The sequence below is a fragment of the Streptomyces sp. NPDC101490 genome, assembly GCF_044767145.1.
In the GTDB taxonomy this organism is placed as follows: domain Bacteria; phylum Actinomycetota; class Actinomycetes; order Streptomycetales; family Streptomycetaceae; genus Streptomyces.
The window spans coordinates 599,499-622,598 of sequence record NZ_JBIWNI010000003.1; the positions used below are offsets into that span (position 1 = coordinate 599,499).

22 protein-coding genes are annotated in these 23,100 nt (G+C 72.2%); 10 read left to right on the top strand and 12 right to left on the bottom strand.

The window, feature by feature from the left end:
• Positions 1-130: 130 nt before the first annotated feature.
• A complete protein-coding gene (locus tag ACIRQY_RS10325) occupies positions 131-310 on the top strand; it encodes a hypothetical protein (RefSeq protein ID WP_403923518.1) in 180 nt (59 codons plus the stop codon).
• A 195-nt stretch (positions 311-505) separates the two neighbouring features.
• On the opposite strand, the gene ACIRQY_RS10330 is transcribed toward ACIRQY_RS10325, so the two are convergent.
• Positions 506-2,389 carry a hypothetical protein gene (locus tag ACIRQY_RS10330; RefSeq protein WP_403923520.1) on the bottom strand — a complete coding sequence of 628 codons (1,884 nt, stop codon included), beginning with the start codon at positions 2,387-2,389 and terminating at the stop codon, positions 506-508.
• A gap of 455 nt (positions 2,390-2,844) precedes the next feature.
• On the opposite strand from ACIRQY_RS10330, the gene ACIRQY_RS10335 reads away from it, so the two are divergent.
• Entirely contained in the window at positions 2,845-4,968 is a 2,124-nt protein-coding gene (locus tag ACIRQY_RS10335) for an FG-GAP repeat domain-containing protein (RefSeq protein ID WP_403923522.1), read from the top strand.
• On the opposite strand, the gene ACIRQY_RS10340 is transcribed toward ACIRQY_RS10335, so the two are convergent.
• Genes ACIRQY_RS10340 through ACIRQY_RS10350 form a run of 3 tightly spaced genes read right to left on the bottom strand, consistent with a single transcriptional unit; the run spans position 4,944 to position 6,478 of the window.
• Positions 4,944-5,384, bottom strand: coding sequence for a hypothetical protein (locus ACIRQY_RS10340; RefSeq protein WP_403923524.1), 441 nt, complete (start codon positions 5,382-5,384; stop codon positions 4,944-4,946). The genes ACIRQY_RS10335 and ACIRQY_RS10340 overlap by 25 nt on opposite strands.
• 4 nt (positions 5,385-5,388) lie before the next feature.
• Positions 5,389-5,670 carry a DUF397 domain-containing protein gene (locus tag ACIRQY_RS10345; protein WP_403923526.1) on the bottom strand — a complete coding sequence of 94 codons (282 nt, stop codon included), beginning with the start codon at positions 5,668-5,670 and terminating at the stop codon, positions 5,389-5,391.
• On the bottom strand, positions 5,630-6,478 hold the full coding sequence (locus ACIRQY_RS10350; protein ID WP_403923528.1) for a Scr1 family TA system antitoxin-like transcriptional regulator: 849 nt from the start codon (positions 6,476-6,478) through the stop codon (positions 5,630-5,632). Before ACIRQY_RS10350 ends, ACIRQY_RS10345 begins: the two co-directional genes overlap by 41 nt.
• An 85-nt stretch (positions 6,479-6,563) precedes the next feature.
• On the opposite strand from ACIRQY_RS10350, the gene ACIRQY_RS10355 reads away from it, so the two are divergent.
• A complete protein-coding gene (locus ACIRQY_RS10355) occupies positions 6,564-6,971 on the top strand; it encodes an ATP-binding protein (RefSeq protein WP_403923529.1) in 408 nt (135 codons plus the stop codon).
• Between the two features lie 46 nt (positions 6,972-7,017).
• Entirely contained in the window at positions 7,018-7,647 is a 630-nt protein-coding gene (locus tag ACIRQY_RS10360; protein ID WP_351786430.1) for a class I SAM-dependent methyltransferase, read from the top strand.
• Positions 7,648-7,695: 48 nt separating this feature from the next.
• On the opposite strand, the gene ACIRQY_RS10365 is transcribed toward ACIRQY_RS10360, so the two are convergent.
• On the bottom strand, positions 7,696-9,300 hold the full coding sequence (locus ACIRQY_RS10365) for a hypothetical protein (protein ID WP_403923532.1): 1,605 nt from the start codon (positions 9,298-9,300) through the stop codon (positions 7,696-7,698).
• Between the two features lie 900 nt (positions 9,301-10,200).
• Here ACIRQY_RS10365 and ACIRQY_RS10370 point away from each other — a divergent pair.
• From ACIRQY_RS10370 to ACIRQY_RS10385, 4 genes are all read left to right on the top strand, one after another.
• The gene (locus ACIRQY_RS10370) at positions 10,201-11,088 is read left to right on the top strand and encodes an N-acetylmuramoyl-L-alanine amidase (RefSeq protein WP_403923534.1); all 888 of its coding nucleotides are present in this window, start codon (positions 10,201-10,203) and stop codon (positions 11,086-11,088) included.
• A 97-nt stretch (positions 11,089-11,185) separates the two neighbouring features.
• A complete protein-coding gene (locus tag ACIRQY_RS10375; RefSeq protein WP_403923536.1) occupies positions 11,186-12,013 on the top strand; it encodes a hypothetical protein in 828 nt (275 codons plus the stop codon).
• Between the two features lie 113 nt (positions 12,014-12,126).
• On the top strand, positions 12,127-13,137 hold the full coding sequence (locus ACIRQY_RS10380) for an LLM class F420-dependent oxidoreductase (RefSeq protein ID WP_351786419.1): 1,011 nt from the start codon (positions 12,127-12,129) through the stop codon (positions 13,135-13,137).
• A gap of 96 nt (positions 13,138-13,233) precedes the next feature.
• Positions 13,234-13,779: a GNAT family N-acetyltransferase gene (locus ACIRQY_RS10385; protein WP_403923538.1), complete on the top strand. Its 546-nt coding sequence runs from the start codon at positions 13,234-13,236 to the stop codon at positions 13,777-13,779.
• A gap of 192 nt (positions 13,780-13,971) precedes the next feature.
• Here the strand turns inward: ACIRQY_RS10385 and ACIRQY_RS10390 are convergent, their stop codons facing one another.
• A complete protein-coding gene (locus tag ACIRQY_RS10390; RefSeq protein WP_351786414.1) occupies positions 13,972-14,556 on the bottom strand; it encodes a hypothetical protein in 585 nt (194 codons plus the stop codon).
• A 422-nt stretch (positions 14,557-14,978) separates the two neighbouring features.
• Between ACIRQY_RS10390 and ACIRQY_RS10395 the strand changes: the two genes are divergently transcribed.
• Positions 14,979-15,356: a peptidoglycan-binding protein gene (locus tag ACIRQY_RS10395; protein WP_403923540.1), complete on the top strand. Its 378-nt coding sequence runs from the start codon at positions 14,979-14,981 to the stop codon at positions 15,354-15,356.
• Between the two features lie 64 nt (positions 15,357-15,420).
• On the opposite strand, the gene ACIRQY_RS10400 is transcribed toward ACIRQY_RS10395, so the two are convergent.
• The 3 genes from ACIRQY_RS10400 to ACIRQY_RS10410 form a co-directional block, all read right to left on the bottom strand.
• Positions 15,421-16,509, bottom strand: a complete 1,089-nt coding sequence (locus ACIRQY_RS10400; protein WP_403923542.1) for a prenyltransferase — start codon at positions 16,507-16,509, stop codon at positions 15,421-15,423.
• The gene (locus ACIRQY_RS10405) at positions 16,506-17,240 is read right to left on the bottom strand and encodes a class I SAM-dependent methyltransferase (RefSeq protein ID WP_351786407.1); all 735 of its coding nucleotides are present in this window, start codon (positions 17,238-17,240) and stop codon (positions 16,506-16,508) included. The genes ACIRQY_RS10400 and ACIRQY_RS10405 overlap by 4 nt, the downstream gene beginning before the upstream one ends.
• Positions 17,241-17,367: 127 nt before the next feature.
• Positions 17,368-18,696, bottom strand: a complete 1,329-nt coding sequence (locus ACIRQY_RS10410; RefSeq protein WP_351786405.1) for a glycosyltransferase family 4 protein — start codon at positions 18,694-18,696, stop codon at positions 17,368-17,370.
• A gap of 260 nt (positions 18,697-18,956) precedes the next feature.
• Here ACIRQY_RS10410 and ACIRQY_RS10415 point away from each other — a divergent pair, with 260 nt between their 5' ends.
• Complete coding sequence (locus ACIRQY_RS10415) at positions 18,957-19,601, top strand: TetR family transcriptional regulator (RefSeq protein WP_351786402.1); 645 nt, start codon at positions 18,957-18,959, stop codon at positions 19,599-19,601.
• A 245-nt stretch (positions 19,602-19,846) separates the two neighbouring features.
• Here ACIRQY_RS10415 and ACIRQY_RS10420 read toward each other — a convergent pair whose 3' ends face one another.
• From ACIRQY_RS10420 to ACIRQY_RS10430, 3 genes are all read right to left on the bottom strand, one after another.
• Entirely contained in the window at positions 19,847-20,080 is a 234-nt protein-coding gene (locus tag ACIRQY_RS10420) for a ferredoxin (protein WP_351786589.1), read from the bottom strand.
• Positions 20,080-21,543, bottom strand: a complete 1,464-nt coding sequence (locus ACIRQY_RS10425; RefSeq protein ID WP_403923545.1) for an aldehyde dehydrogenase — start codon at positions 21,541-21,543, stop codon at positions 20,080-20,082. Before ACIRQY_RS10425 ends, ACIRQY_RS10420 begins: the two co-directional genes overlap by 1 nt.
• Positions 21,544-21,696: 153 nt before the next feature.
• The gene (locus tag ACIRQY_RS10430; RefSeq protein ID WP_403923547.1) at positions 21,697-22,962 is read right to left on the bottom strand and encodes a tyrosine-type recombinase/integrase; all 1,266 of its coding nucleotides are present in this window, start codon (positions 22,960-22,962) and stop codon (positions 21,697-21,699) included.
• Positions 22,963-23,100: the final 138 nt, after the last annotated feature.

Here is a 23,100-nt window from a genome sequence, read left to right on the forward strand (position 1 = left end):
GCACCGGGGAGATGGCTCACTGCCGCATCGGCAACATAGCCTGCGCCTACTCGTATCCCTGGGTGAAGACCAAGGTCTACGGCAACGGCAGCGTCACCTTCAGCACCGGCTCGTAGTACTGGGAGATTCCATGAGAACGCTCATCCTGCAGATCGTCCTCGTCCTCATCGCCTTCACCGCGGGCTTCGCGGTCATGGGCGGCGGCTTCGGCCCTCTGGAGATGGGTCTCTGGCTCGTCCTCCAGGTCGCCGCGATCGGCTGGGCCGTCCTCCGCTACAAGAAGCGCGCGGCGGCAACAGCCACGAGCTAGTGCCGCATCAGGCAACCTCCGTCCCGTACTTGCTGGGCGAGTGCGGATCGCGGTGCGTGAGTCCTCCGCCGAGGCCTGGGCCGCCTTCGCCCGCTCCGCCGGAATGAGCGAGTTCGGCTGCGTCCGTCCCGACGCCATGGCCCCACCATCGGGATGGCGGGGCCCCTTCGGCCTGCGGCCGTTACTCAGTGGCCGTCAGCTGTTCCCGTGAACCGCACCGTGGACCCGCAGGTCGCCTTGGACCGACACCAGGCCCTCGTTGACGTGCATGATCCAGTCGCGCCCGGACCGGACCGCCAGAAGCCCGTTCGCGTTCATCTTCCCCGCGAACTGCGACGCCCCTTGGACTACCAGTGCGAAATTCGTGCTGACGGTCGTCAGCTTGTCCCTGGCCGTCAGATCGCGTGCGACGACTGCGCCCGCGACCTCCAGGTCCCCCATCGGGCGGAGCACGCCCGAGACCACCAGAGCCCCTTCCACGACAGCGTTCGAAGCAGCGTGCAACTCGCCCTTGGCATAGGTCCGGCCGAGGACGGTGAGATCACTGCCGACCTCCAGCTTCCGCAACGGCCGGAGATCTCCGCTCACCGTCAGCCCCCCGCCGACCGTGGCGTCCCCGCCGACACCGAGCACGCCCTTGAGTTCCGCCTGGCCGCCGACCTCCAGGCCGCCGCTCACGGTCACGTACTGGCCGGCATGCACGGCACCCTTGGCCTCGGTCGAACCGGCGACCATGAGATTGCCGCCGACCTCCAGGTTCTGCAGCGGCCGGAGGTCACCACGGACCGTCAGACTCCCGTCGAGATCGGAGTCCCCGCCGACGTGCAGATCACCCTCCGCGTCGGTTCGGCCCCTGACGGTCAGGCCGCCGCCCACCACCACGTCACGGCCGACAGCCAACTCGCCCTTGGCCTCCGTCCGGCCGGTGACAACCAACTCCCCGGCGAGAGCGGTGTTCCCGCCCACGTGCAGCTCGCCCTTGGCCTCCGTCGGACCGGTAACGGTCAGGCCCCCTTCGACCTTCACATCCTGACCGGCACGCACAGCACCCTTGACAGTGGCCGCACCGATGACGTCCAGATTCCCGCCGACCACGGCGTCCCCGCCGACGTACAGCACACCCTTGGCATCCGTCTGGCCGTCGACCTCCAGCTTCCCGAAGATCCTCACGTCCTGACGGGCACGCACAGCACCCCGGGCTTCGGTCTCACCATCGACGGCCAGCCCCCCGCCGAGCGCCGTGTTCCCGTCGACGTTCAATTCGCCCTTGGCATCGGTCCGCCCCTTGACGAGAAGATTCCCGTCGACCGTGACGTTCTCGAACTCGGGGCTGGCCAGGTGAACGGTGGTGGTGAGGAAGTACCCCGGCTGCTGCCCGGTCGGTGAGGTGGCGATGAGGGTGTACGTGGCGTCCCGCTTCGGCTCCTTGCCCTGCTGCGGCTTCCACTTCCAGCTGCCGCCTCCCGCCCTCGGCGCGACGGGCTCCACGGAGCCGTCCGGCCCCTGGACCTGGTACGCGAGCGAGTCCGGTCCGTCCCACTCAAGGACGACGGCCGTGCCGTCGTCCACCAGCGACTTCTCCGGGCGGAAGTTGCGCGGCACCTTGGGCGCCAGCTTCTGCAGGGCGAGCGGCGATTCGAAGGGCCCGCCCGTCACCAGATCCTGCCGGGCCGTCAGCAGGACCAACCCCTCCTTGCTGGAGACGGGGAAGCCGTGGAACCGCACAACCATGTACTCGCCCACGGGGAACTGCCCGGCGGTGAAGCTGACGGACAGCGTGAGGAGCGAAGTGTTGGGGTTCCTGGGGTTCCTGGTCTCGAAGCCGGAGACCACCTGGCCGCCGAACCTCCGCCTGTACTCCCGGTCGATCGCATAGCTGATCTTGTCGGGATCGGCCGTCAGGTCGCCGTCCCCGCCCCCGTGCGGGATCTCCAGCTCGATGGAGTACCAGTTCACCGGCTTGTCGGTCCGGTTGGAGATGACGACGTACACCGTCCCCGTGGACTGCTCGTTCTGTCCCGTACCGGACACCTGGAGCGGCGCAGGGTCGGTGAGGATGTCAAAACTCAGAGAAGTCACTGGAAGAGCCCCCTCGCTCAGCTCAGTGGACGCTCGTCCCCCATTGGGCGTGCGGTCCCTGTGCCTCCCAGCGTCAACCCTCGGGCCATTCGACGACCGTCACCGTTCGATTACTGACGCGAATCGGAACATAACTGTCCGAAAAGGGAGCGATCCGGTTCCGGACGGTGGAACATCCACTTCGCGCGCCCAATCCAAAGCCGAACACCTCACCCATCGCGCGCCAACTCGGCTTCGGTGCAGATCACTTGAGCGATCTGCACCAACGGACCGGCCCCGCGCGTGGCCCGGGTACGGATGATCGGCTGGGCAGGGGCGGCTCTCGCGCCGCGCTCGTCGTCGGTGTCAACTCGGCTGGATTCGGGGGCCGATGGCTTACAACCCTTCGACGCGGTCGGGGGTCTTGGGGGTGTAGCGGGTCTCGTCACGCCCGCCGCCCGGGAGGTTCCACCGTTTTGATCCGTGTCCGTGTCTCCCGTCGTCGGCTCGCTTTCGCCGCCACCGCCGCACTCGCGGTGACGGCCGGGACCCTCACGGCCGGTCCCGCCACCGGGGTCCCGGCCGCGTCCGCACAGGCGACCGCACAGGCGTCCGCGCGAGTCACCGCGCACGCGGCCGTGCGGGCGGCCTCCCCCGTGCCCCCGCAGAACGTCCCCTTCCCGGTCGACGGCACGGTCGTCGGCGTCGGCCCGACCGGCTTCCTGAGCGCCCAGTCGGGCCCGCAACTCACCTGGCGGTGGACCCGGTTCGCGGACGGCGCCACGACGGTGCTGCCCGAGAAGTCGTACCGGAGCGCCGGACGCACGGACATCGTGGCGAACAACGACGGCAGCGGTGTCCACAAGCTGTACGACATGGGGACCGGCGCCGACCCGGTGGAGATCGTCGGCGTCCCACCCGGCAGCGGCCGTACCGTCGTCGGATTCACCACGACCGGCCTCCTCGTCAAGGAGCCCGGCCCGACCGGTGGCACGGTCCTCCACGTCGTCGGCAAGCGGGAGGGCGTCCCGTTCGACCACACGGTCACGGGTCTGCCCGACGACGCCTTCCTCATCCAGGTCAAGGTGGACTCGCCCGGCACCGCCCTGGCCCTGTTCTCGACCACCGTAGACGGGGTCCAGCGATATCGCGCGGCCGTCGTGGACCTCGCGGCCCACAAGGTCGTCGAGGAGTACGAGACCGCCGAGGGCGCCAGGCTCCCCGCCCTGTCGGCGACCCACATCGCCTGGTCCGAGGAGCGCGAGGGCGCCACGACGAAGATCGCCCTGACCCGGCGGGGCTCCGGCGAGACCGTGCGCCACGACATGGGGACCAAGGAGGCCGTCGTCCCCGATCTCATCGGCGACTGGTGGACCCACCGGCAGTCCAGGCCCGAGATGACCGGGCCCGCACGCCCCGAGTACGCCCTGTACGCGCGGTCCCTGGCCACCGGCGAGACGGTCAAGCTCCTGGAGCACACGCTGAACGCGGCCATCGCGCCCGGCGGTACCCAGGTGGTCCGGGGCGGGACGCTCGAACACGGCGAGGGCCTCTACCGGATCTCCCCCGGCGCCGACGGCGCCCGGCCGACCGTGGCCCTCATCGCCTCCACCGGCCAGCCCACCGCGCTGGAGCTGAAGGGCCACGACGTCCCCGACACGATCGACCTCAGCCGCCCGACCGAACCGATCATGCTGAGATGGAAGTTCAGCAAGTACACGACGCGCGTGCGCGTCGAGCTGGTGCACACCGCGTCGCAGAAGACGTGGAAGGCCGAAGTGGGCCACTTCGAGGGGGCCGTCGTCGGCTTCCCCTGGGACGGCGTGTACACCAAGTTCTGGAACTGGCAGAGCAGTTACGGCGACGGCGTACCCGCACCCAACGGCGCGTACACCTGGCGCATCACGGCGGAGCCCCGCGACGGCATCGGTCCCGCCGTGGAGAAGACCGGTGCCTTCACCGTCGTCCGCGACCCCGAGCCGCACGACTTCGACGACGACGGCGCCCCGGACCTGCTGGCACGGCTGGGCTCCGGCACGCTCTACCGCCTCCACACGAGCATCCCCCTGGGCTCGTGGCCCCTGATCATCGAGAAGCCGATCGCCGAGGGCTGGGACGTGTACGACGAACTCCTGGCCCCCGGCGACGTCACGGGCGACCGGCGCGGCGACGCCGTCACCCGCGACCGGTCCGGCGTCCTCTGGCTGCACCCGGGCACCGGGACCGCCTTCGCGCCCCGCGTGAGGGTCGGCGGCGGCTGGCAGGTCTACGCGCAGCTCACCGGGGGCAGCGACCTGACCGGCGACGGTCTCCCCGACCTGGTCGCCACCGACAGGTCCGGCGTCCTCTGGATGTACCCGGGCACGGGCAACGTCTCCGCGCCCTTCGCCCCCCGCGTCAGGACCGGGCACGGCTGGAACGTCTACGGCGACCTCCTGGGCTTCGGCGACGCCGACCACGACGGCCGGCCCGACCTCGTGGGCGTCACCTCCCAGAGCCGCGAGACCTTCGTCTACCGGGGCACCGGCGACTGGAAGGTCCCCTTCCAGCCCCGCGGCAGGGTCTACTCCTACGACTACGCGCCCGGCACCGTCTTCTGACCTCGGGCCCGTACCGCCAGGGTGACGGACGCGGCGGTCGCCGTCGTGCCCGTCACCGCGAGCGCCAGCAGTCCCGGGTTCACCCACCACGGGACGATCTCCCTGCCCCGGCACACCAGGCTCACCGGGAGCGTCCCGCTGGAGTCCGGGTACGCCTTCACTCCCGCCCCGAACCAGCACGCGTCCTCCGGGAAGAGGAACGGCAGATACGACATGCCGTACAGGTGCAGCACCCCGCCCGCCACGAACGCCGACACCGCCAGCCACGCGCACTTCCGCGCGGGCGACCAGCGGCGGCGGGGCGGCCGGGGCAGTCCCCCGCCCTCCCGGCGGGTCCGTACCAGCCCCACGAAAGTGATCCCCGCCCACGCCGGGAGGGCGAGTGCGAGGATCACGGTCCCTACGAGGGTCGCCACGGTCTCAGTGGCCGACGCGCCCCTCTGCGGCGGCACTCACGAACGCCGTGAACGCCACCGGTGAAGCCAGGAAGGCCGGGCCTTCCGGATTCTTGGAGTCCCGCACCGCAATGTGCGCGGTGAGGTCGGCGACCTCGACGCATTCGCCGCCGTCGGAACCGCTGAACGACGACTTGCGCCATGCGGCTGCGCCGAGCGGGGCGCATTCGATGCACTCGCCGCCGGTGTCGCCGCTGTACGAGGACTTACGCCAACTCTCGCCCGTCAGGTTCAGGTTGGTCCCCATAGTGTTCCTCCATGATGCGGGCGATCAGTGCGACCGAGTCCTCCACAGAGAGGGCAGCGGCCCTGATGTGATCGTAACGGAGCGAACCCTCGCGGAAGGCAGCCGGATTGGCAGTCATATGCCCTTGCACGAAGTCCTCCGTATAGACCAGATCAGGATCGTCCTCGAAGCGCAACAGGGTGAACGAGCCCATAAGCCCCGCGTGCGCCCCGACCTCGAACGGCAGGATCTGAATCTTCACCCACTCCCGTTCCTGCAGCGCCAACAAGTGACGGAGTTGGTTCCGCATGACCTCCCGGCCACCGATTTCCTGCCGGAGTACGGCCTCACTCAACACGACCCAGAGCAGCGGCGGTGTCTCTCGATCCAGGATCCGCTGCCGCTCGATCCGAGCCGCAACCTTCACATCGAGGTCTCCCTCGGTCCTGGCACCGAGAACCGCCCGCGCGTACTCCACCGTCTGGAGCAGCCCGTAGACCAGCTGCGACTGGTACGTGGAGATGTACGTGGCCCGTGCCTCCATGTCCGCGTACGGCTGGAACCACGTCGGTAACTGGCTCTTGAGGACCAGGCCGATCATGCGGGTGAAGAGGCCGCCCGTCATCAGTGCCGCGTCGAGCTGCTCCGAGAAGCGTCTCGTCGGGACCTTCTTGGCCGTCTCGATCTGTCCGATCAGGGAACCCGTGCAGTACACGACGTCCCCGAGCTGCTGCTGACTGAGACCTGCTTCCTCTCTCAGGCGGCGGAGTTCCGACCCGTAGAAGTCCAGCGGCGAGGCGCTGGGATCGAGGCTGCGGATGTTGACCATGCCGAGGTCACCCCCCAAGCTCACGCGGTGAGGCGTTGCGTTCTTTCCGTAGCCGAGCGTAATGAAACGCCTCCACTCTGGTGGCATGAATCACGCAACAGACCTCTACCCTGCGGAGCTTGGCACGAGCTACCCGGTGGGGTTCACCGTGGGTGAGCACTCGGCCCGTCACATGCGTCGCATCCTGCGCCTGTTCCTCACGCGTTGGGAACTCGACCGGGTGTACGACTCCGCCGCGCTGGCCCTCACGGAACTGGTGGCGAACGTCGTCCGGCACGTACCGGACCGGCGGTGCACGATCCTGATCCTGCGCGAGCCGTACGGGCTCCGGGTCGAGGTGGCCGACGACGTGCCCGGGGCCGTACCGGCGAAGGTGGCCGGGCCGCTGGACGAGGGCGGGCGGGGACTGTTCCTGGTGGCGGCGGTGACGGACCGCTGGGGGACGGAGGAGCGGGCGGACGGGAAGACGGTGTGGTTCGAGTGCGACGCGTAGGGCACGATGGGCGCCCGTAGCCCGTACCCGCCAGTAGGAGACCCGTATGTCCGTGCCCGAGCCCGAGATCCTTGCCGCCTTCGAGGGTGCGAAGGGCTTCATGCCCGTGGGAGAGGGGCTGGCGCTGTACGCGGCGGCCGAGGAGGCCGCGAAGCTCGGGCTGCCGCTGCTGGAGGTCGGCACGTACTGCGGGCGGTCCACGATCCTGCTGGCGGACGCGGCCCGGCGGGCGGGCACGGTCGCGGTCACCGTGGACCACCACCGGGGCAGCGAGGAGCAGCAGCCGGGGTGGGAGTACCACGACGAGACGGTGGTGGACCCCGAGGTGGAGCTGATGGACACGCTGCCGACGTTCCGGCGGACCCTGCGCAAGGCGGGTCTTGAGGACCACGTGATCGCGGTGGTCGGGCGGTCGCCGCAGGTCGCGAAGGTGTGGGCCGGGGAGCTGGGCCTGGTGTTCATCGACGGCGGGCACACCGACGAGCACGCCGGGAACGACTACGAGGGCTGGGCCCCCAAGGTCGCCCCCGGGGGCCTGCTCGTCATCCACGACGTCTTCCCGGACCCGGCGGACGGCGGCCAGGCGCCGTACCGGATCTATCTGCGGGCGCTGGAGTCCGGTGACTTCGACGAGGTCTCCGTCACCGAGTCCCTGCGGGTGCTGCGCCGGGTGTGACCCGGCGCGGCACCGCCACGGGTGAGCGTGCTCAGCAGGTGGGCGCGGTCAGAACGTGGACGTCACGTACAGGCAGTTGGTGTAGCTGTACCCCGGCTCGATCTTCGTCTTGCTCGACTTCGTGTCGCCGGTCGAGGACGTGCCCGAGGGGGCACGCTTCTGGAGGAACTGGTAGTTGCCCGCGGGCAGCAGCAGGGTCGCCTTCGGGTACTTCGAGGACGGGCCCGAGCACGCCTTCACCTTGCCGCCGCGCGGGACGAAGATCCCGTCGTAGTACTTGGTGCAGGTCCCGCACGCGTTGATGGTGACCCGGCCGCTGATCGGGCCGGTGTAGAGGACCTCGACGGAGCCGGGGCCGTCGTTGCTGATGACCATCACCATCCGCCCGCCGCCGGGCGCGTCGGCGGGCGGCAGCTTCTTGCCCGCCTCGGGCTCCTCCTCGGCGATCTCGGCGGCGATGGCGATCGAGCGGGCGTGGGCGGCCTCCGGGGTGCCCGCGTAGTCCTTGGCGTACTGGGTCATCGTCTTGACGGCGTCGTCGAAGTCCTTGTTCCTGAACTGCGTCGTGCCGCAGGCGAATTCGCCGCGCTGGACGGCCGAGGTGGCGTCGCTCGCGTCGGGCGCGACGGCGGGGTCCTTCATGAGGACGAGGGAGGAGCGGAGCACGCGCAGCTCGTCCACGGTGGCGCAGGCGGCGGCGGCCAGCGCGGACTCCTTGGCCTTGAGCGCCGCCTTGACGGCCGGTCCCACCTTCGTCACCTGGGCGGACTTCGGGAAGGTCTCGTACAGGGCGTTCAGGCTCTCGCCGGCGGACGGCTCCGCCTCCCGGACGCCGAGGGCGCCGATCCCGCACTCGTACAGCGAATCCGCCAGCGGCTCGTCGGTCTTCGCGGGCCGGGTGCCGAGGAAGTCCTTGTCGAAGGTGTCGGGCAGCCCGCGCAGGAACGTGAGCGGCTTGACCGCCTCGCAGTACGACTTCTTCGCGTACGGAGCGGAGATCTTCTCGAAGTACGTGTCCAGGCGCGCGGGGACGAGCTTTCCCGCCCGGGAGGCCGCGTGGCGCAGCGCCAGATCCTGGTAGCCGGTGAGCGCCGTGCGGTAGATCGGCTCGGCGCGGTCGAAGGTGAGGCCGTCGGCGGACTTCACCTTCCAGTCGACGGCGGCGAGGTGGTCGAGCAGAGCCTGCTCCTTCGCCTCGTCGCGGGCCGCCCCGTACGCCAGGGAGCCGCCCGCAGGCACCACGAGCAGCACCAGGGCGAGCGGGAGGGCGAGACGGCGGAGCCCGTCGCTGACGCTGAGCGTCGCGTACGCCCCGCGCCGGGCGCCGTCGGCGGCTGCCGCCAGCAGGAGGACGCCGTATCCGATGAGGAGCCCGGCCGGGACGCCGTCGACGTCGGCGGGGAGCGCGATCACCAGGAGGGCGGCGGTGGCGATCCAGCAGAGGGCGGCGCCCAGCCAGTTGCGCAGGAGGACGTAGCCGAGGCCCAGGCAGGAGAGGTTGAGGAGGCCGACGGCGACGGCCTGCGCCGCGTTCGCCGGGCCGCGCGGGGCGGCGGGCGGCGGGCCGGAACCGGGGGGCGGGCCGTAGCCGGGCGGGCCGAACCCCGGCGGTGCGGGCGGCGGAGGAGGGGTTCCTCCGCCCGCACCGGCCATGGCGGGGACGGGCGGGTGTCCGGCCGCGTGCCCGGCGGTGTCTCCCGGACCGGCGGGCGGGCCGGAAGGCGTGCCGGTGGGGCCGGAGCCGGGCGCGGAGGCGGTGGGCGGGGCCGGTGGGGCCGACGCGGCGGGCGGGGTGGGCGGGGTCGGGGCTTCCCAGGGAGCGGGAGGCCGCCCGGGGGTTCCGCCGGGCGGCGGGTTGTGCGCGGACACGGGAGTGCCGGGGGCCCCGGCACCCGGCGTCCCCGTGGGGTTCTTCTCTAATCCGGCGCCGCCCGGCGGTCTGTCGGACGGCTCGGGACGTGCGTCGTTCGGGTCTTCGCCCACCGTGGTTCCCCCTCGTGGGTCCATGCGCGGTGGCACCCCACCGTCGCCTCTCGACATCTACCCTTCACGGTCCCGGGACACGCGTCCACCGATCCGGGAAGCCGGTGACAAAGCTGCGACCCGAGTGCCGCCGCATTCACCGCCGTACAGGACCTTTGGGACGCCCCGCACATAGGTTCGATGACAACTTGCCTGACGGGTAACGGAGTTGATCCAGCCAATCGGGCGCGCGGACGCCGTCCGGAGGGGGCGGACCGTCGGGGTGACGGGGGCCGCTCGCCGCGCCGGGGCGCTCCCGGTACTCCCGGCGCTTCCGGCACTCCGGGCGCTCCGGGCGCTCCCTGCGCTCCCCGCACTCCCCCGTCGGGCAGCGCACTTCCCCGACGGGCGGCGACGGGCTCGTGCGCGGGGGGCTCGGGGCCTGTCGGGCGGCACCGGCCGGTCTCCGCCCGAGTCGTGGGACGGCGCCATCGAGGCGGGGCGTCCGGCGGCCAGCTGAGGCGCCGGGGGCCGCCCGGCGCTCCAGGCGCGTTCCCCGCGCCCGGTCGTCGGCGGGGCTAGAGTCGCCGGGTGCCGTACGACCACCGGAAGACCCGCCGCCCCGCCCTCGCGCTCGCCGTCACGGGCTGCTGCGCCGTGCTCGCCGGATGCGGCGCCACCTCGCAGGCCGCGCCGTCGAGCGGAACGTCCCCGGCGACCCGGCAGGAGAGCGCCGCCGCGCCCCGGCCACCCGTCGCCGACGGCCGCCCGCCCGGCTCGACGCAGCCGACCGCCCGGGGACGCCTCCCGCTCTCCGGGAAGACCGTCGTCATCGACCCCGGCCACAACTCCGGGAACTTCCGCCACTCCCGCGAGATCAACCGGAAGGTCGACATCGGGACGACCCGTAAGGAATGTGACACCACCGGGACCTCCACCAACGCCGGATACACGGAGGCGTCCTTCACCCTCGACGTCACCCACCGGCTCCGCGCCCTGCTCACCGCGCGCGGGGCCAAGGTCGTCCTCACCCACGACGCCGACCGCCCCTGGGGCCCCTGCATCGACGAACGCGCCCGGATCGGGAACGCGGCCCGCGCCGATGCCGTCGTCTCCGTCCACGCGGACGGCTCGGCCGTCGGCCACCGCGGCTACCACGTGATCCTGCCCGCCCGGGTGCGCGGCGGCTCCGCCGACACCACGGCGATCGTCGGGCCGTCCCGCGCGCTCGGCGAGCGGATCGCCGACCGCTTCCGCCGCGCGACCGGCACCTCACCCGCCAACTACCTCGGTTCCGGTACCGGGTTGGACGTCCGGAGCGATCTCGGCGGGCTCAATCTGTCGACCGTCCCCAAAGTCTTCGTCGAATGCGGCAACATGCGTGATCCCGAGGACGCGCGGCTGCTCACCTCGGCCGCGTGGCGGCAGAAGGCGGCACAGGGCATCTCGGACGGCATCTCCACCTACCTCCAGGGGTAGGACGGACGAGCGATAGATTCGCTCCGTACGATGGCCCCCCGTGCCGCGACCATGAGCGCCACTCCGACGCGACGACGACCCGACGAAGGACTCTTACGTGAATATCCGCTCCCTCACCCGAGGCGATGGCGTGCTGATCGGCGCGGCGGTGGTGCTGTTCATCGCCTCGTTCCTCGGCATCTCCGGCTGTGACGCCTCCGCCGCCGTGTGCGACCGGGCCTACAACCCCAACTCGTGGGAGCTCTCTCAGCTCGGCTGGGGCACCTTCCTCCTCGGCATCGTGGGCGCCGTGCTCGTCGTCCTCTCCCACAGCCTCCCGCAGCCGCGCAAGGTCGCGGGCCTGGAGCTGGGCCAGGTCGGCGCCGCGTTCACCATCGCCTGCGCGTGGACCCTGCTCATGTGGATCTTCGAGGCCGTGAACGCGGGCGCCGGTCTGATCCTCGGCGTGATCGCCGCCCTCGTCCTGGCCGCCGCCGCCGTCGCCGGTCCGCTGGTCCCCGCGCTCAAGGCGCCGCTCCTGGGCGCGCCCGCGCCGCAGACCCCGCAGCCGTACGGGGTGCAGCCGGGACAGCAGGGGCAGCAGGGCGTCGCCGGTGGCGGCTACGGCTACCCGGGCGCGCAGTACGGTCAGCCCCCGCAGGGTGCGGGCCAGCCGTTCGGCGCGCAGGGCGGTGCCCCGCAGGCGCACCAGCCGGAGCCGCAGGCCCCGGCGGCGCAGCCCGCGTCGGAGTTCTCGCCGTTCTGGTTCGCCGTCCCGGTGGCCCGCCCGCTGTACGCGGAGGACGGTTCGTCGGCGCAGATCGCGGAGCTGGCCCCCGGCACCTGGTACCTGGCGGTCGAGCAGCGCGGTGCGGCCCTGGTCGCGCAGACGCAGGACGGACGCCGGGGCGTCCTCCAGGACACCACGGGCATCCAGCGCGGCTGACCCCGCGCCCGCCGTTCCCTCCACGGCCCTCCGCACCGGAATCCCTTCCGGGCGGGGGGCCGTTGGCGTACAGTCCCGCCATACCTGACGGTACGTCAGAAAGGACGCGGGACATGCGGCTCGGACTCGCCCTCGGCTACTGGGGCCGCGGCCCCTCCCCCGCCCACCTCGACCTCGCCCGCGAGGCCGAACGGCTCGGCTACGACTCCGTGTGGACCGCCGAGGCCTGGGGCTCCGACGCCTTCACCGCCCTGACCTGGATCGCCGCCCACACCAGCCGCATCCGGCTCGGCACCGCCGTCGCCCAGATGGCCGCCCGCTCCCCCACCACCACCGCCATGCACGCCCTCACCCTCGACCACCTCTCCGGCGGGCGCGTCCTGCTCGGCCTCGGCCTCTCCGGACCGCAGGTCGTCGAGGGCTGGTACGGGCGGCCCTTCCCGCGCTCCCCGCTCACCGCCACCCGCGAGTACGTGGACGTCGTCCGGCAGGTGCTCCGCCGCGAGGGGCCCGTACGGCTCGACGGGCGCCACCACTCCCACCCGTACACCGGCCCCGACGGCACCGGGCTCGGCAAGCCCCTCAAGCCGATCACCCACCCGCTCCGGGCCGACCTGCCGGTCCTCCTCGGCGCCGAGGGCCCCAAGAACATCGCGCAGACCCTCGCCGTCGCCGACGGCTGGCTGCCGCTCTACTGGACCCCCGACCGCTGGGCCGAGGTGTACGCGCTCCCCGAGCGGCTGCCCGAGGGCTTCCTCGTCGCCCCCATGGTCCGGGCCCACCTCTGCGAGGACGTGGCGGCCGGACTGCTCCCGGTCAAGGCCATGCTCGGCTTCTACATCGGCGGCATGGGCCACGCGACCCGCAACTTCCACGCCGACCTGATGGGACGGATGGGGTACGAGAAGGAGGCCCGGCGCGTCCAGGAACTGTTCGCCGCCGGGCGGCGCGAGGAGGCCGTCCTGGCCGTGCCCGACGCCTTCGCGGACGAGATCTCGCTGACCGGCCCCCGGAAGCGGATCGCCGCCCGGCTGGAATCCTGGCGGCGGGGCCCGGTGACCGACCTCCTCGTCACCTCCCCGGACCCGGCCACGCTCCGGCTCCTCGCGGAACTCAACGCGTAGGCCCGCTGTCCGGGCGGGGCGGGCGGGGGCCCCGCGCCCGCGCGGTGGACCTCCCGGCTAGGCTCCTTGTCCCACGGACCAGGGAGGATCCACCCCATGAGCAGCACGACCCCGCCCTTTCCCGACCGGATCGAGCTCAGCGGTGAGGGGCTCGTCCTGCGGGACTGGACGGAGAGCGACCTGGCCGCGATGCCGGACCTCTTCGACCACCCCGACATCGCGTACTGGACACCGATCGCCTCCCCCTTCGACGCGGAGGCCGCCCGCGCGCGGCTCGACCGGGCCCGGCGGCTGCGGGCCGAGGGCACGGCCGTCGTCCTCGCCATCACCGTCGACGGCGGCGCCCCGCTCGGCGAGGCGATGCTGCGGCGGGCCCCCGAGGGCACGGAGCTCGGCTACGCGGTCGGCCCGGCGCACCGGGGCCAGGCGCTGGCCGCACGGGCGGTACGGGTGATGGCCGCCCACGCCTTCGAGGAACTGGGCGTGGACCAGGTGATCCTGGAACTGGAGGCCGAGAACGCCCCGAGCGTCGCCGTGGCCGTCGCGTCCGGCTTCCACCTGCTCGACGTACCGCTGATCGAGGGGGAGGAGAAGGGCCGCCCCTACGTCCTCCAGACCTGGGGCCTGACGCGCCCGTCGTGACGGCGTGGACGTCACGACGACTCCGGATGTCGTAGCGGCCCGGCCGTCTCAACGGCTCCGGACGTCGTAACGGCTCCGGACGTCGTAACGGCCCGGCACCGCGTCCTCCGCCATCACGACGGGGGACGCGGTGCCGGGCCGTCCCTCGTGGGGCGGGCCGGACCAGAAAGAGACGGACCCGAAAGGGACGGTCTAGGAGCCGCCGCTCAGCTGCGAGGTGGTGGGCACCTTGTCGACGACCTCGGCGCCCGCGCTCTTCCCCGCGTCCTTCACGCTGTTGATGACGCTCTCGAAGGAGCCGACGTCCGCCGCGCCCGCGTCGCCCTTGCGGAGCTTCGTCCCCAGGTCCTTCAGCGACTCGATCCCGGCGGAGAGCGGGGCGACGGCCTTCGCGAGCAGCGGATCGCCCTGGGCGTTGTGCACCGCCGCCTTCAGCCGGTTGTAGGTGAACGCGCCCGCCAGACCCGCCTTCACCAGGGCGAAGGTCCGGCCGTCCGCGCCCTTGGTGAACTTGCCCGCCCGGTACGGCTTCACGATCCACTGGTAGGCGGCGCCCGCCGCGAGACCCGCGTTGGCCACGAACCGGGTCTTCGCCAGCTTCTGCTGCTCGAAGCTCGCCGAGGCCGACGGGGACGCGGTCGCGGCGGCGTCCGCGTTCTGGACGCTCTGGGCGCTCTGGGTGTTCTGGGTGTCGTTCCCGCCGCAGCCGGCGGTGGTGATGAGCAGGGAGCAGGACAGCAGCAGCGCCGCCACCCCACGGGACACGGTTCCGGGCACGGCAGATCCTCCTGACGACGGTCCCGCCAGCCTCACCCGGGCACCGGACCACCGCCACCGGGACGCCGCCGAACGGGCCCGGGGTCCGGCCAGGCGGGCCGCCGCCTCGCCCGGCACGCTTCCGGGACGTCCCGGAGACGGCCGGGACACCCGTACGGAGGGGGTCCGCCCTAGGGCCTGTCTGACAATTCGCGGCGTCGCCCGCAGGGCGGCCGCGCGGCGTCAGGTGCGTGCTCTCGGCGTGCCTGCCCCAGGCCCGCGTACTGGATGTACGTGGGTCTGGGGCCGGTGCGGCGAGAGTGCGTGCATGGCGTCGCGCGGCAGGCGGGAATTGTCAGACAGGCCCTAGCATCGGGCCCGTCCGGCCGCCCGCCGCCGGTGCCGCACCGCCCTCCCGGAACCCACCTCACCCAGGAGCCCCCATGAAGACCGCCTCCCGTGCCGGTGCCGCCCTCGGAGCCGCCGTCCTCGCCGCCCTCGCCGCCTCGGGACCGGCCCAGGCCCAGCCCGGCGCCGCCTACATCGGCTCCGGCCGGGGCAACTCGTCCGCCGCCGTGCGGTGCGTCCAGCAGGGCGTCAACTCGATCATCTCGGACCGCTTCGCCACCCAGCACGACCTGATCGGCGTCGACGGCTCCTTCGGACCCGAGACCGACGAGGCCGTCCGGTACGTGCAGTACCACCTGCTGGGCGCCTCGGAGGCCGACGGGGTCGTCGGGCCGAGGACGGGGGACCTGATCATGCGGTACCAGTACGGGAACTACGCGGCCTGCTACCCGTACGTCCCCACCAGCCGCTGACGCGCGGAGGGGCGCCCCGGGCCGCGCGGCGCGGACCGGGGCGCCCCTCGCGCGCGTCGGCGGGTCAGCCGCAGCAGTCCGGTTCGAGGCCCGTCGGCAGGTGCTCGCCGCCGAAGACCGCGACCGTGGCCTGTTCGCCGCCGAGGGCCGAGACCGCGAGCAGCAGGGAGCCCGCCGTCCAGCTGGTCTGCTCCTCCGGCCACATCGCCGGGGCGCTGTCCCCGTCGCCCTCGAAGACGTACCCCGTCCAGTACAGGCCGTTCGCGGCACGCAGGTGCTGGATGTCCTGGAGGATCGTGAGCGCCCGGTCGGACTCGCCCGTCATCCAGAGCGCGAGGGCCAGTTCGCAGCTCTCGCCGCCGGTCACCCACGGGTTCGGGACGACACAGCGCACGCCGAGGCCCGGGACCACGAAGGCGTCCCAGGAGGCGTCGATCCGGGCCTTCGCGTCAGCCCCGGTGACCGCGCCGCCCAGAACCGGGTAGTACCAGTCCATCGAGTAGCGGGACTTGTCGAGGAACCGTTCCGGGTGGCGCCGGATCGCGTGCCCGAGGGCGCCCGCCGCCAGCTCCCAGTCGGGCTGCGGCTCCTCGCGGGCCTCCGCGATGGCCAGGGCGCAGCGCAGGGCCTGGTGGATCGACGAACTACCGGTCAGGAGGGCGTCGTTCACCGGTGTGCCGTCGGGCTCGCGCTTCCAGCCGATCTGGCCGCCGGGCTGCTGGAGCCCGAGGACGAAGTCGACGGCCGCGTAGACGGCGGGCCACATCCGGTCGAGGAAGACGTCGTCGCCGGTGGTGAGGTAGTGGTGCCAGACGCCGACCGCCAGGTAGGCGGTGAAGTTGGCCTCCCGGCCGTGGTCGGTGACGTCGTCGGCGGCGCCGTCGCGGTAGGCCGCGTACCAGGAGCCGTCGCCGTTCTGGTGCCGTGCCAGCCAGTCGTAGGCGCGGGCGGCAGCCTCGTGCTCACCGGCCGTGTCCAGCGCCATCGCGGCCTCGGTGTGGTCCCAGGGGTCGAGGTGGTGGCCCCGGAACCAGGGGATGGCGCCGTCCTCGCGCTGCACGGCGAGTATCCCGGCGACGGTCTGCGCCGCCTGCTCGGCGGTGAGCACCCCGGGCAGGACGAGGTGTTCCGCGATCCGCTCGGGAGAGGTCACTGGGTGTCGGCCTCGGGCAGGTGGGGCTTGGTCGCGTACGCCACGAAGCTCTTGCCGACGACCGGGTTGAGCAGCTGCTCGGCGACCCGGGTCACGGCGGGCTTCTTCATGATGTCCCAGACCAGGAGCTTGTGGTAGGCGCGGACCGGCAGGGCCTTGTCGTTGTCGACGCCGAAGGCGCACTTCAGCCACCAGTACGGCGAGTGCAGCGCGTGCGCGTGGTGGGTGCCGTACGGCCTCAGACCGGCCTGGCGGATCTTGCCGAGGAGTTCGTCCGCCTTGTAGATGCGGATGTGGCCGCCCTCGACCTCGTGGTACGCGTCGGAGAGCGTCCAGCAGACCTTCTCCGGGCCGTAGCGGGGCACGGTGACCGCGATCCGGCCGCCCGGCTTGAGGACGCGGACCATCTCGGCGAGCACGCCCTTGTCGTCCGGGATGTGCTCCATGACCTCGGAGATGATGACGACGTCGAAGGACTCGTCGGGGAACGGCAGGTTGAGGGCGTCGCCCTCCATCGCGGTGGCGGTCGCCCCGGCGGGCGCCTCCCCGGCCTCCTTCATCGCCGCGAACCACTTGGCGACCTCGCGGATCTCCTCCGGGTTCCGGTCCAGGGCCACGACCCGGGCGCCGCGCCGGTAGCACTCGAAGGCGTGCCGTCCCGCCCCGCAGCCCAGGTCGAGCACACGGTCGCCGGGGGCGAGCGGGAAGCGGGTGAAGTCGACGGTCAGCACGAGGTCCTGCTTTCGCGGTGGGGAAGTCGGTGGGGGCGGGCGGCGGTCCGCGCCCTGCGCGCGGGGTGCTCCCGGCTCGTGGGGTGCTCCCGGTGGGCGGGGCGCTCCCGGTGGGCCGGGTGCCGTGTCACCGGGCGCCTCCGCGCGTCCCGGCGCGCCGGGCGTCGATCGCCTCCCGGTACAGCTCGGCGGTGCCGCGTGCGGCGCGGGCCCAGGTGAAGCGCTCCAGGACCCGCTCCCGGCCCGCCGCGCCGAGCCGGGCGCGCAGCTCCGGGTCGCCGAGGACCCGGCCGAGGGCGGCGGCGAGGGCGCCCGCGTCGCCGGGCGGCACCGCGAGGCAGCTCTCGCCGTCCGGGCCCGCGACCTCGGGGATCGCGCCGCCGGTGGTGGCGACCAGCGGGGTGCCGGTGGCCATGCCCTCGGCGGCGGGCAGCGAGAAGCCCTCGTACAGGGAGGGCACGCAGGCGACCTGGGCGGACCGGTAGAGGTCGACGAGCTCGGCGTCGCTGATGCCCTTGACGAACTCCACGGCGCCGTCGAGCCCGTACCGCTCGATCGCGGTGGCGACCGGGCCGTCCTCGGCGCGCTTGCCGACGACGACGAGGTGCGCGTCGGGGCGCTCGGTGCGGAGCTTGGCGAGCGCCTCGATCAGATGGACCAGGCCCTTGAGGGGGACGTCGGCGCTGGAGGTGGTGACGATCCGTCCGGGCACCTCGGCGACGGCCGGACCGGGCGACCAGAGGTCGGTGTCGGCGCCGATGTGCACGACCCGGACGCGGTCCTCGCGGACGCCGAGGTGCTCGACGATCTCCTGCCGGGAGGTCCCTGAGACGGTGAGCACCGAGGGCAGTCTGCGGGCGACGCGCTTCTGCATCCGGGTGAAGCCGTACCAGCGGCGGACGGAGGCGCGGCGCTTCCAGTCGGCGGCGGCGGCGAGGTCGAGCCGCCGGTCGACGGTGATGGGGTGGTGGATCGTGGTGACCAGCGGGGCGCCGAGGGCGCGGGGGCCGCCGAGGAGCCCGTAGCCGAGGGTCTGGTTGTCGTGGACGACGTCGAAGTCGCCGCGCCGGGCGGCGAGCAGACGGCGGGCCCGCAGCGAGAAGGTGAGCGGCTCGGGGAAGCCGCCGGTCCACATGGTGGCGACTTCGAGGCCGTCGATCCAGTCCCGGTACTCCTCGCGGCCCGGGGTCCGGAAGGGGTCCGGCGAGCGGTAGAGGTCGAGGCTGGCGACCTCGGTGAGGGGGACGCCCTCGTCGAGGACGGGGTACGGCTGGGAGCCGATGACCTCGACGCTGTGGCCGAGACGGGCGAGTTCACGGGAGAGATGGCGGACGTAGACGCCCTGGCCTCCGCAGAAGGGGTTCCCCTTGTACGTGAGGAGAGCGATCCGCAGCGGTTCGTCACCGGCGGCCGTGACGCCCTGTCGGGGGCGTGCCTCCATGGCCTCAGCGGTCATGCGCGACCCCCTTCGAGCGTACGTTTCGCCGGAGCGTAACCGCTCGCGCTAATCTAGAACAAGTTACAGACTTGGCCGTTCGTGCGGGCGCCGGAGTCGTCCGTGCGGGCGTCGGGCCGGTCGTCACCGCACTTCCCGATCCTTCGAGGAGGACAGAATCTACCGGCAGGTAGCCCCGTGGTGAGAGCCGGAACAGGTGATTCGCGCCACGGCGCCCGCAGCGCCATACTGTCGCTCCCCACCGCACGGAACGGGACCTCATGACCGCAGAGCACAGGGCGGACCACAGACCCGCGTCACCGCCCCTCACGGAGCGCCAGGAGGCGCGCCGCCGCCGCATCCTCGACGCCAGCGCGCAGCTCGCGGCGCGGGGCGGCTTCGACGCCGTGCAGATGCGGGAGGTCGCCGAGGCCGCCGGGGTGGCCCTGGGGACGCTGTACCGCTACTTCCCCTCCAAGATCCATCTGCTGGTCGCCACCATGCAGGACCAGCTCCAGCACATGCACACCACCCTGCGGAAGCGGCCCCCGGCCGGGGCCGACCCGGCGGAGCGGGTCGCGGAGACCCTGATGCGGGCCTTCCGGGCGCTCCAGCGCGAACCGCAGCTCGCCGACGCGATGGTGCGGGCCCTGACCTTCGCGGACCGGAGCGTGAGCCCGGAGGTCGACACGGTCTCGCGGCTGACGACCGCGATCATCCTGGACGCGATGGGCACGGAACACCCCACACCGGCCCAGCTGTCGGCCGTCCGGGTGATCGAGCACACCTGGCACTCGGCCCTGATCACCTGGCTGTCGGGCCGCGCCTCGATCGCCCAGGTGAAGATCGACATCGAGACGGTCTGCCGCCTGATCGCCCTGACGGCCCCGCAGGACCCGGCCCCGGGGACGGTCCGGGGGCGGTGAGTCCGAGGGTGGTGAGTCCGGGGCGGGGGCGCACCGGGGCGCCCGCTCGGGCCGCACGGGGCGCTTCGGGAACGCTTCCGGACCGCCCCCGGACCGCTTCCGGCCCGCCCCTGGGCCGTCCCTGGGCCGTCCCTGGGCCGTCGGAGCGGCGGGGACCCGCACCCCGCGCTCCTGAACCCCTCCTCCCGAACCGACGGCCCCTGACGCCCGGCGGGCCGGGGACGGCCCGGCGGTCCCCTACTCCTCTACTCCTCCGGGGGGAACACCGGCTCCCCCGTGGTGCTCAGGGTGATCAGGATCGCTTCCACCGGGCAGCCCTCCGCCGCCGCGAGGAGGCGTTCGCCCGCGTCCGACTCCGGGGTGAGCGGGTGGGACTGGCGGGCCGTGTCGAGGCGGAAGCCGTCCGGGGCGTGGTTGACGCACATGGCGGAGCCGATGCAGACGCCCCGGTCCACCTCCACGTGCCAGCGGTCGCCCATCACGCGCCGCCCTCGTAGCCCGCCGGCAGGTGGACCATCTTGTGCTCCAGGTACTCGCCGAAGCCCTCGGGACCGAACTCCCTTCCCACGCCGGAGTTCTTGTATCCGCCGAACGGTCCCAGCATGTCCAGGCTGAAGGTGTTCACGTTGAACGTGCCGGTGCGCACGCCCCGCGCGAAGTCGATGCCGTGCTCCACGTCCCCGGTCCAGACGCTGCCGCTCAGCCCGAACTCGGAGTCGTTCGCCAGCCGCAGCGCCTCGGCCTCGTCCCCGTACGGCAGGAGACAGATCACCGGACCGAAGATCTCCTCGCGGGCGATCCGCATGGAGTTGTCGACGTCCCCGAACAGGGTCGGCTCCACGTACCAGCCGCGCTCCAGACCCGCCGGACGGCCGCCGCCCGCGAGGACCTTGGCGCCCTCCTCCTGGCCGATCCGGATGTAGTCGAGCGAGCGCCGCCGCTGGCGCTCGGCCACCAGCGGCCCCACCTGGGTCGCCGGGTCGAGCGGGTCGCCGACCACCAGCGCCCCCGCCGCCGCCGCGAGCGCCTCCGCGACCTCCCCGTACCGGGAGCGGGGGGCGAGGATACGGGTCTGGGCCACGCACGCCTGCCCGTTGTTCATCCAGGCGGCGGGCACGATCCCGGCGACCGCCGCGTCCAGATCGGCGTCCGGCAGGATCACCGCGGCCGACTTCCCGCCCAGCTCCAGGGTGACCCGGGTGAGGTTGCGGGAGGCGACCTCCATCACCCGGCGGCCCGCCGCGACCGAGCCCGTGAACGACACCTTGTCGACGCCCGGGTGCCCCACCAGGTACTCGCTGACCTCCCGGTCGGCGGGCAGGATGCTGAGCACCCCCTCGGGCAGTCCCGCCTCCGCCACGATGTCGGCCAGGAGGTACGAGTCGAGCGGTGTCTCCGGCGACGGCTTGAGGACCACCGCGCAGCCCGCGAGCAGCGCGGGACCCAGCTTGGCGGCGGCGGTGAACTGCGGCACGTTCCACGGGACGACCGCCGCGACCACGCCCACCGGCTCCCGCCGCACCAGCAGCGGTCCGAGCACACCGCCGCGCCGCTCCTCGAACACGAAGTCACGGGCGACGGCGATCGCCGAGTCCCAGACCATCATCGCGCCCAGCGCCTGGGCGAGCACGGACCACGAGTACGGGGAGCCGTTCTGCGCGCTGATGGACCGGGCGATCTCCTCGTACCGGACGGCGAAGGCGTCCTTGATCCGGCTGACGACCTCGATCCGCTCCGCCAGCGTCGTCCGGGGCCAGGGGCCCTCGTCGAAGGCCTTCCGGGCGGCGGCGACGGCCCGGTCCACATCGCCCCGGGAGGCGTGCGGGACCCGCCCGATGACCTGCTCGGTGTGCGGCGAGACGACCTCGATGACCTCCTCGCCGAGCGGATCGGTCAACTCTCCGCCGATGAACAGCTTTCCGTGCTCCACAAGCTCGGTCATGACCGCCGCCTTCACGAGGAGGTGAACCCCGGAGGGGATTCCCTGATGATTCCTGACGATGTCTCAGAACTGATACCAGTTCTAGTTATACTTGGCCAGCCCTAGAGCTAAACCAGCCCCCACCAGCGTCTTTACCGCTGGCGGGGGCCGCCCTCATGCCGCCTGGGCCGTCTGTGGGCCGTCCGGCGCTTCACCGAGGCCCCGGTAGACGTCATCGACGGCCTTGCGGGTGCGGCTCTCGCTGCTCGGCATGAGGTGCGTGTAGGTCCGCAGCGTGAACCCGGGGTCGACGTGGCCCAGGTACCCGCTCAACGCCTTGATGTTCTCGCCTGCGTCGAGCAGGACGGAGGCGTAGAAGTGCCTCAGAGCGTGCATGCCGTCCTCTCGGGACTCCTGGGGCCTCTCCCCCACCTCGGGCTCCGGGATGACTCCAGCGGCCACGAGTGCGGGCTTCCAGCTCGCGGTGTTGAAGTAGTGCCTCCCCACCGCCTTGCCCTCCTCCGTGGTGAACAGCAGCCGCTTGGTCACAAGTGGGCCGTTCACGGTCTCCCACGGCAGCGTGACCTCCTGTGGCGGGAACGCCTTGACCTGAGCCGCCAACGCGCGGCTCACGTGCTCGGGCAGAGGCACGTCGCGGACCTTTCCCCTCTTCGGCGGAGCGAAGATGGCACGTCCCCCGATCAACTTCACCTGATACCCGACGTGGACCCAACCGGTGAGGAAGCCGACTTCATCGACGGGCAAGCCGAAGATCTCACCCTGCCGGAGGCCGCACCCACCCCCCACGTCGACCATCGCCCGGTAGTGGGCGGGAAGCCCCTCACGCACCGCGAACACCTGGTCGACGCTCCAAGGACGCACTCGCCGGGCGACAAGCGTCGGGGCTTTCACCGAGGCCGCTCGGAAGGGGTTCCTGGAGATGAGCCGGTCGTCCACGGCGGCCGTAAAAACGGCGGACACGTTGGCGTAGATGGTCCGGCGCGTGGAGGCGGCCAGACCTGCATCCTCCAACTTCCTCAGCCATTCCCGGATGTGCTCCGGCTGGAACGAGCCGAGCGGACGGGCGCCGATGTGGGGGTACGCGTGGAGCCTGATCCGCGACTCGGCTCCGGTGCGTGTGGCGACGTCCGTGGTCTGGGCGGCGACCCAACGTTCGGCGTACTGCTGAAAGGTGGTGCGGGCGACCTGCGGGTCAATGAACTCCCCCCTGGCCATGTCCGCTTCGATGCTCGTGAGCCACTGTTCCGCGAGTCGCTTCTGCTTGTCGGGGAAGCTCTTGGACTTCTCCGTACCGTCCGGGCCGACGTACCGGGCCCGGTAGCGCATGCCGCTGCCAAAGCGATCACTCTTGACGCGCTTGACCTTGCCATCGGCGTCCTGCTCGACCTTGAACCAACGGTCCTGGATGTGACCTGCCATGTGGTGCTGCACCTCTCGGGACGGCCGTGGGGGGGGGGGGCGGGGGCCCCCCCCCCCCCCCGGGGACCTGCGGCGGGGGTTGGGGCGGCCGCCCCCACCGACGCCCCAGCCCCCCCGGGGGTAACGCCCCCCCCCGCC

Bases quoted from the DNA above. Each gene is read 5' to 3' on its own strand.
- ACIRQY_RS10325 (WP_403923518.1), top strand. From the start codon at position 131: ATGAGAACGCTCATCCTGCAGATCGTCCTCGTCCTCATCGCCTTCACC.
- ACIRQY_RS10345 (WP_403923526.1), bottom strand. From the start codon at position 5,670: ATGGGGACCAACCTGAACCTGACGGGCGAGAGTTGGCGTAAGTCCTCG.
- ACIRQY_RS10350 (WP_403923528.1), bottom strand. From the start codon at position 6,478: ATGGTCAACATCCGCAGCCTCGATCCCAGCGCCTCGCCGCTGGACTTC.
- ACIRQY_RS10355 (WP_403923529.1), top strand. From the start codon at position 6,564: ATGAATCACGCAACAGACCTCTACCCTGCGGAGCTTGGCACGAGCTAC.
- ACIRQY_RS10360 (WP_351786430.1), top strand. From the start codon at position 7,018: ATGTCCGTGCCCGAGCCCGAGATCCTTGCCGCCTTCGAGGGTGCGAAG.
- ACIRQY_RS10365 (WP_403923532.1), bottom strand. From the start codon at position 9,300: ATGGCCGGTGCGGGCGGAGGAACCCCTCCTCCGCCGCCCGCACCGCCG.
- ACIRQY_RS10380 (WP_351786419.1), top strand. From the start codon at position 12,127: ATGCGGCTCGGACTCGCCCTCGGCTACTGGGGCCGCGGCCCCTCCCCC.
- ACIRQY_RS10385 (WP_403923538.1), top strand. From the start codon at position 13,234: ATGAGCAGCACGACCCCGCCCTTTCCCGACCGGATCGAGCTCAGCGGT.
- ACIRQY_RS10395 (WP_403923540.1), top strand. From the start codon at position 14,979: ATGAAGACCGCCTCCCGTGCCGGTGCCGCCCTCGGAGCCGCCGTCCTC.
- ACIRQY_RS10410 (WP_351786405.1), bottom strand. From the start codon at position 18,696: ATGACCGCTGAGGCCATGGAGGCACGCCCCCGACAGGGCGTCACGGCC.
- ACIRQY_RS10415 (WP_351786402.1), top strand. From the start codon at position 18,957: ATGACCGCAGAGCACAGGGCGGACCACAGACCCGCGTCACCGCCCCTC.
- ACIRQY_RS10420 (WP_351786589.1), bottom strand. From the start codon at position 20,080: ATGGGCGACCGCTGGCACGTGGAGGTGGACCGGGGCGTCTGCATCGGC.
- ACIRQY_RS10425 (WP_403923545.1), bottom strand. From the start codon at position 21,543: ATGACCGAGCTTGTGGAGCACGGAAAGCTGTTCATCGGCGGAGAGTTG.
- ACIRQY_RS10430 (WP_403923547.1), bottom strand. From the start codon at position 22,962: ATGGCAGGTCACATCCAGGACCGTTGGTTCAAGGTCGAGCAGGACGCC.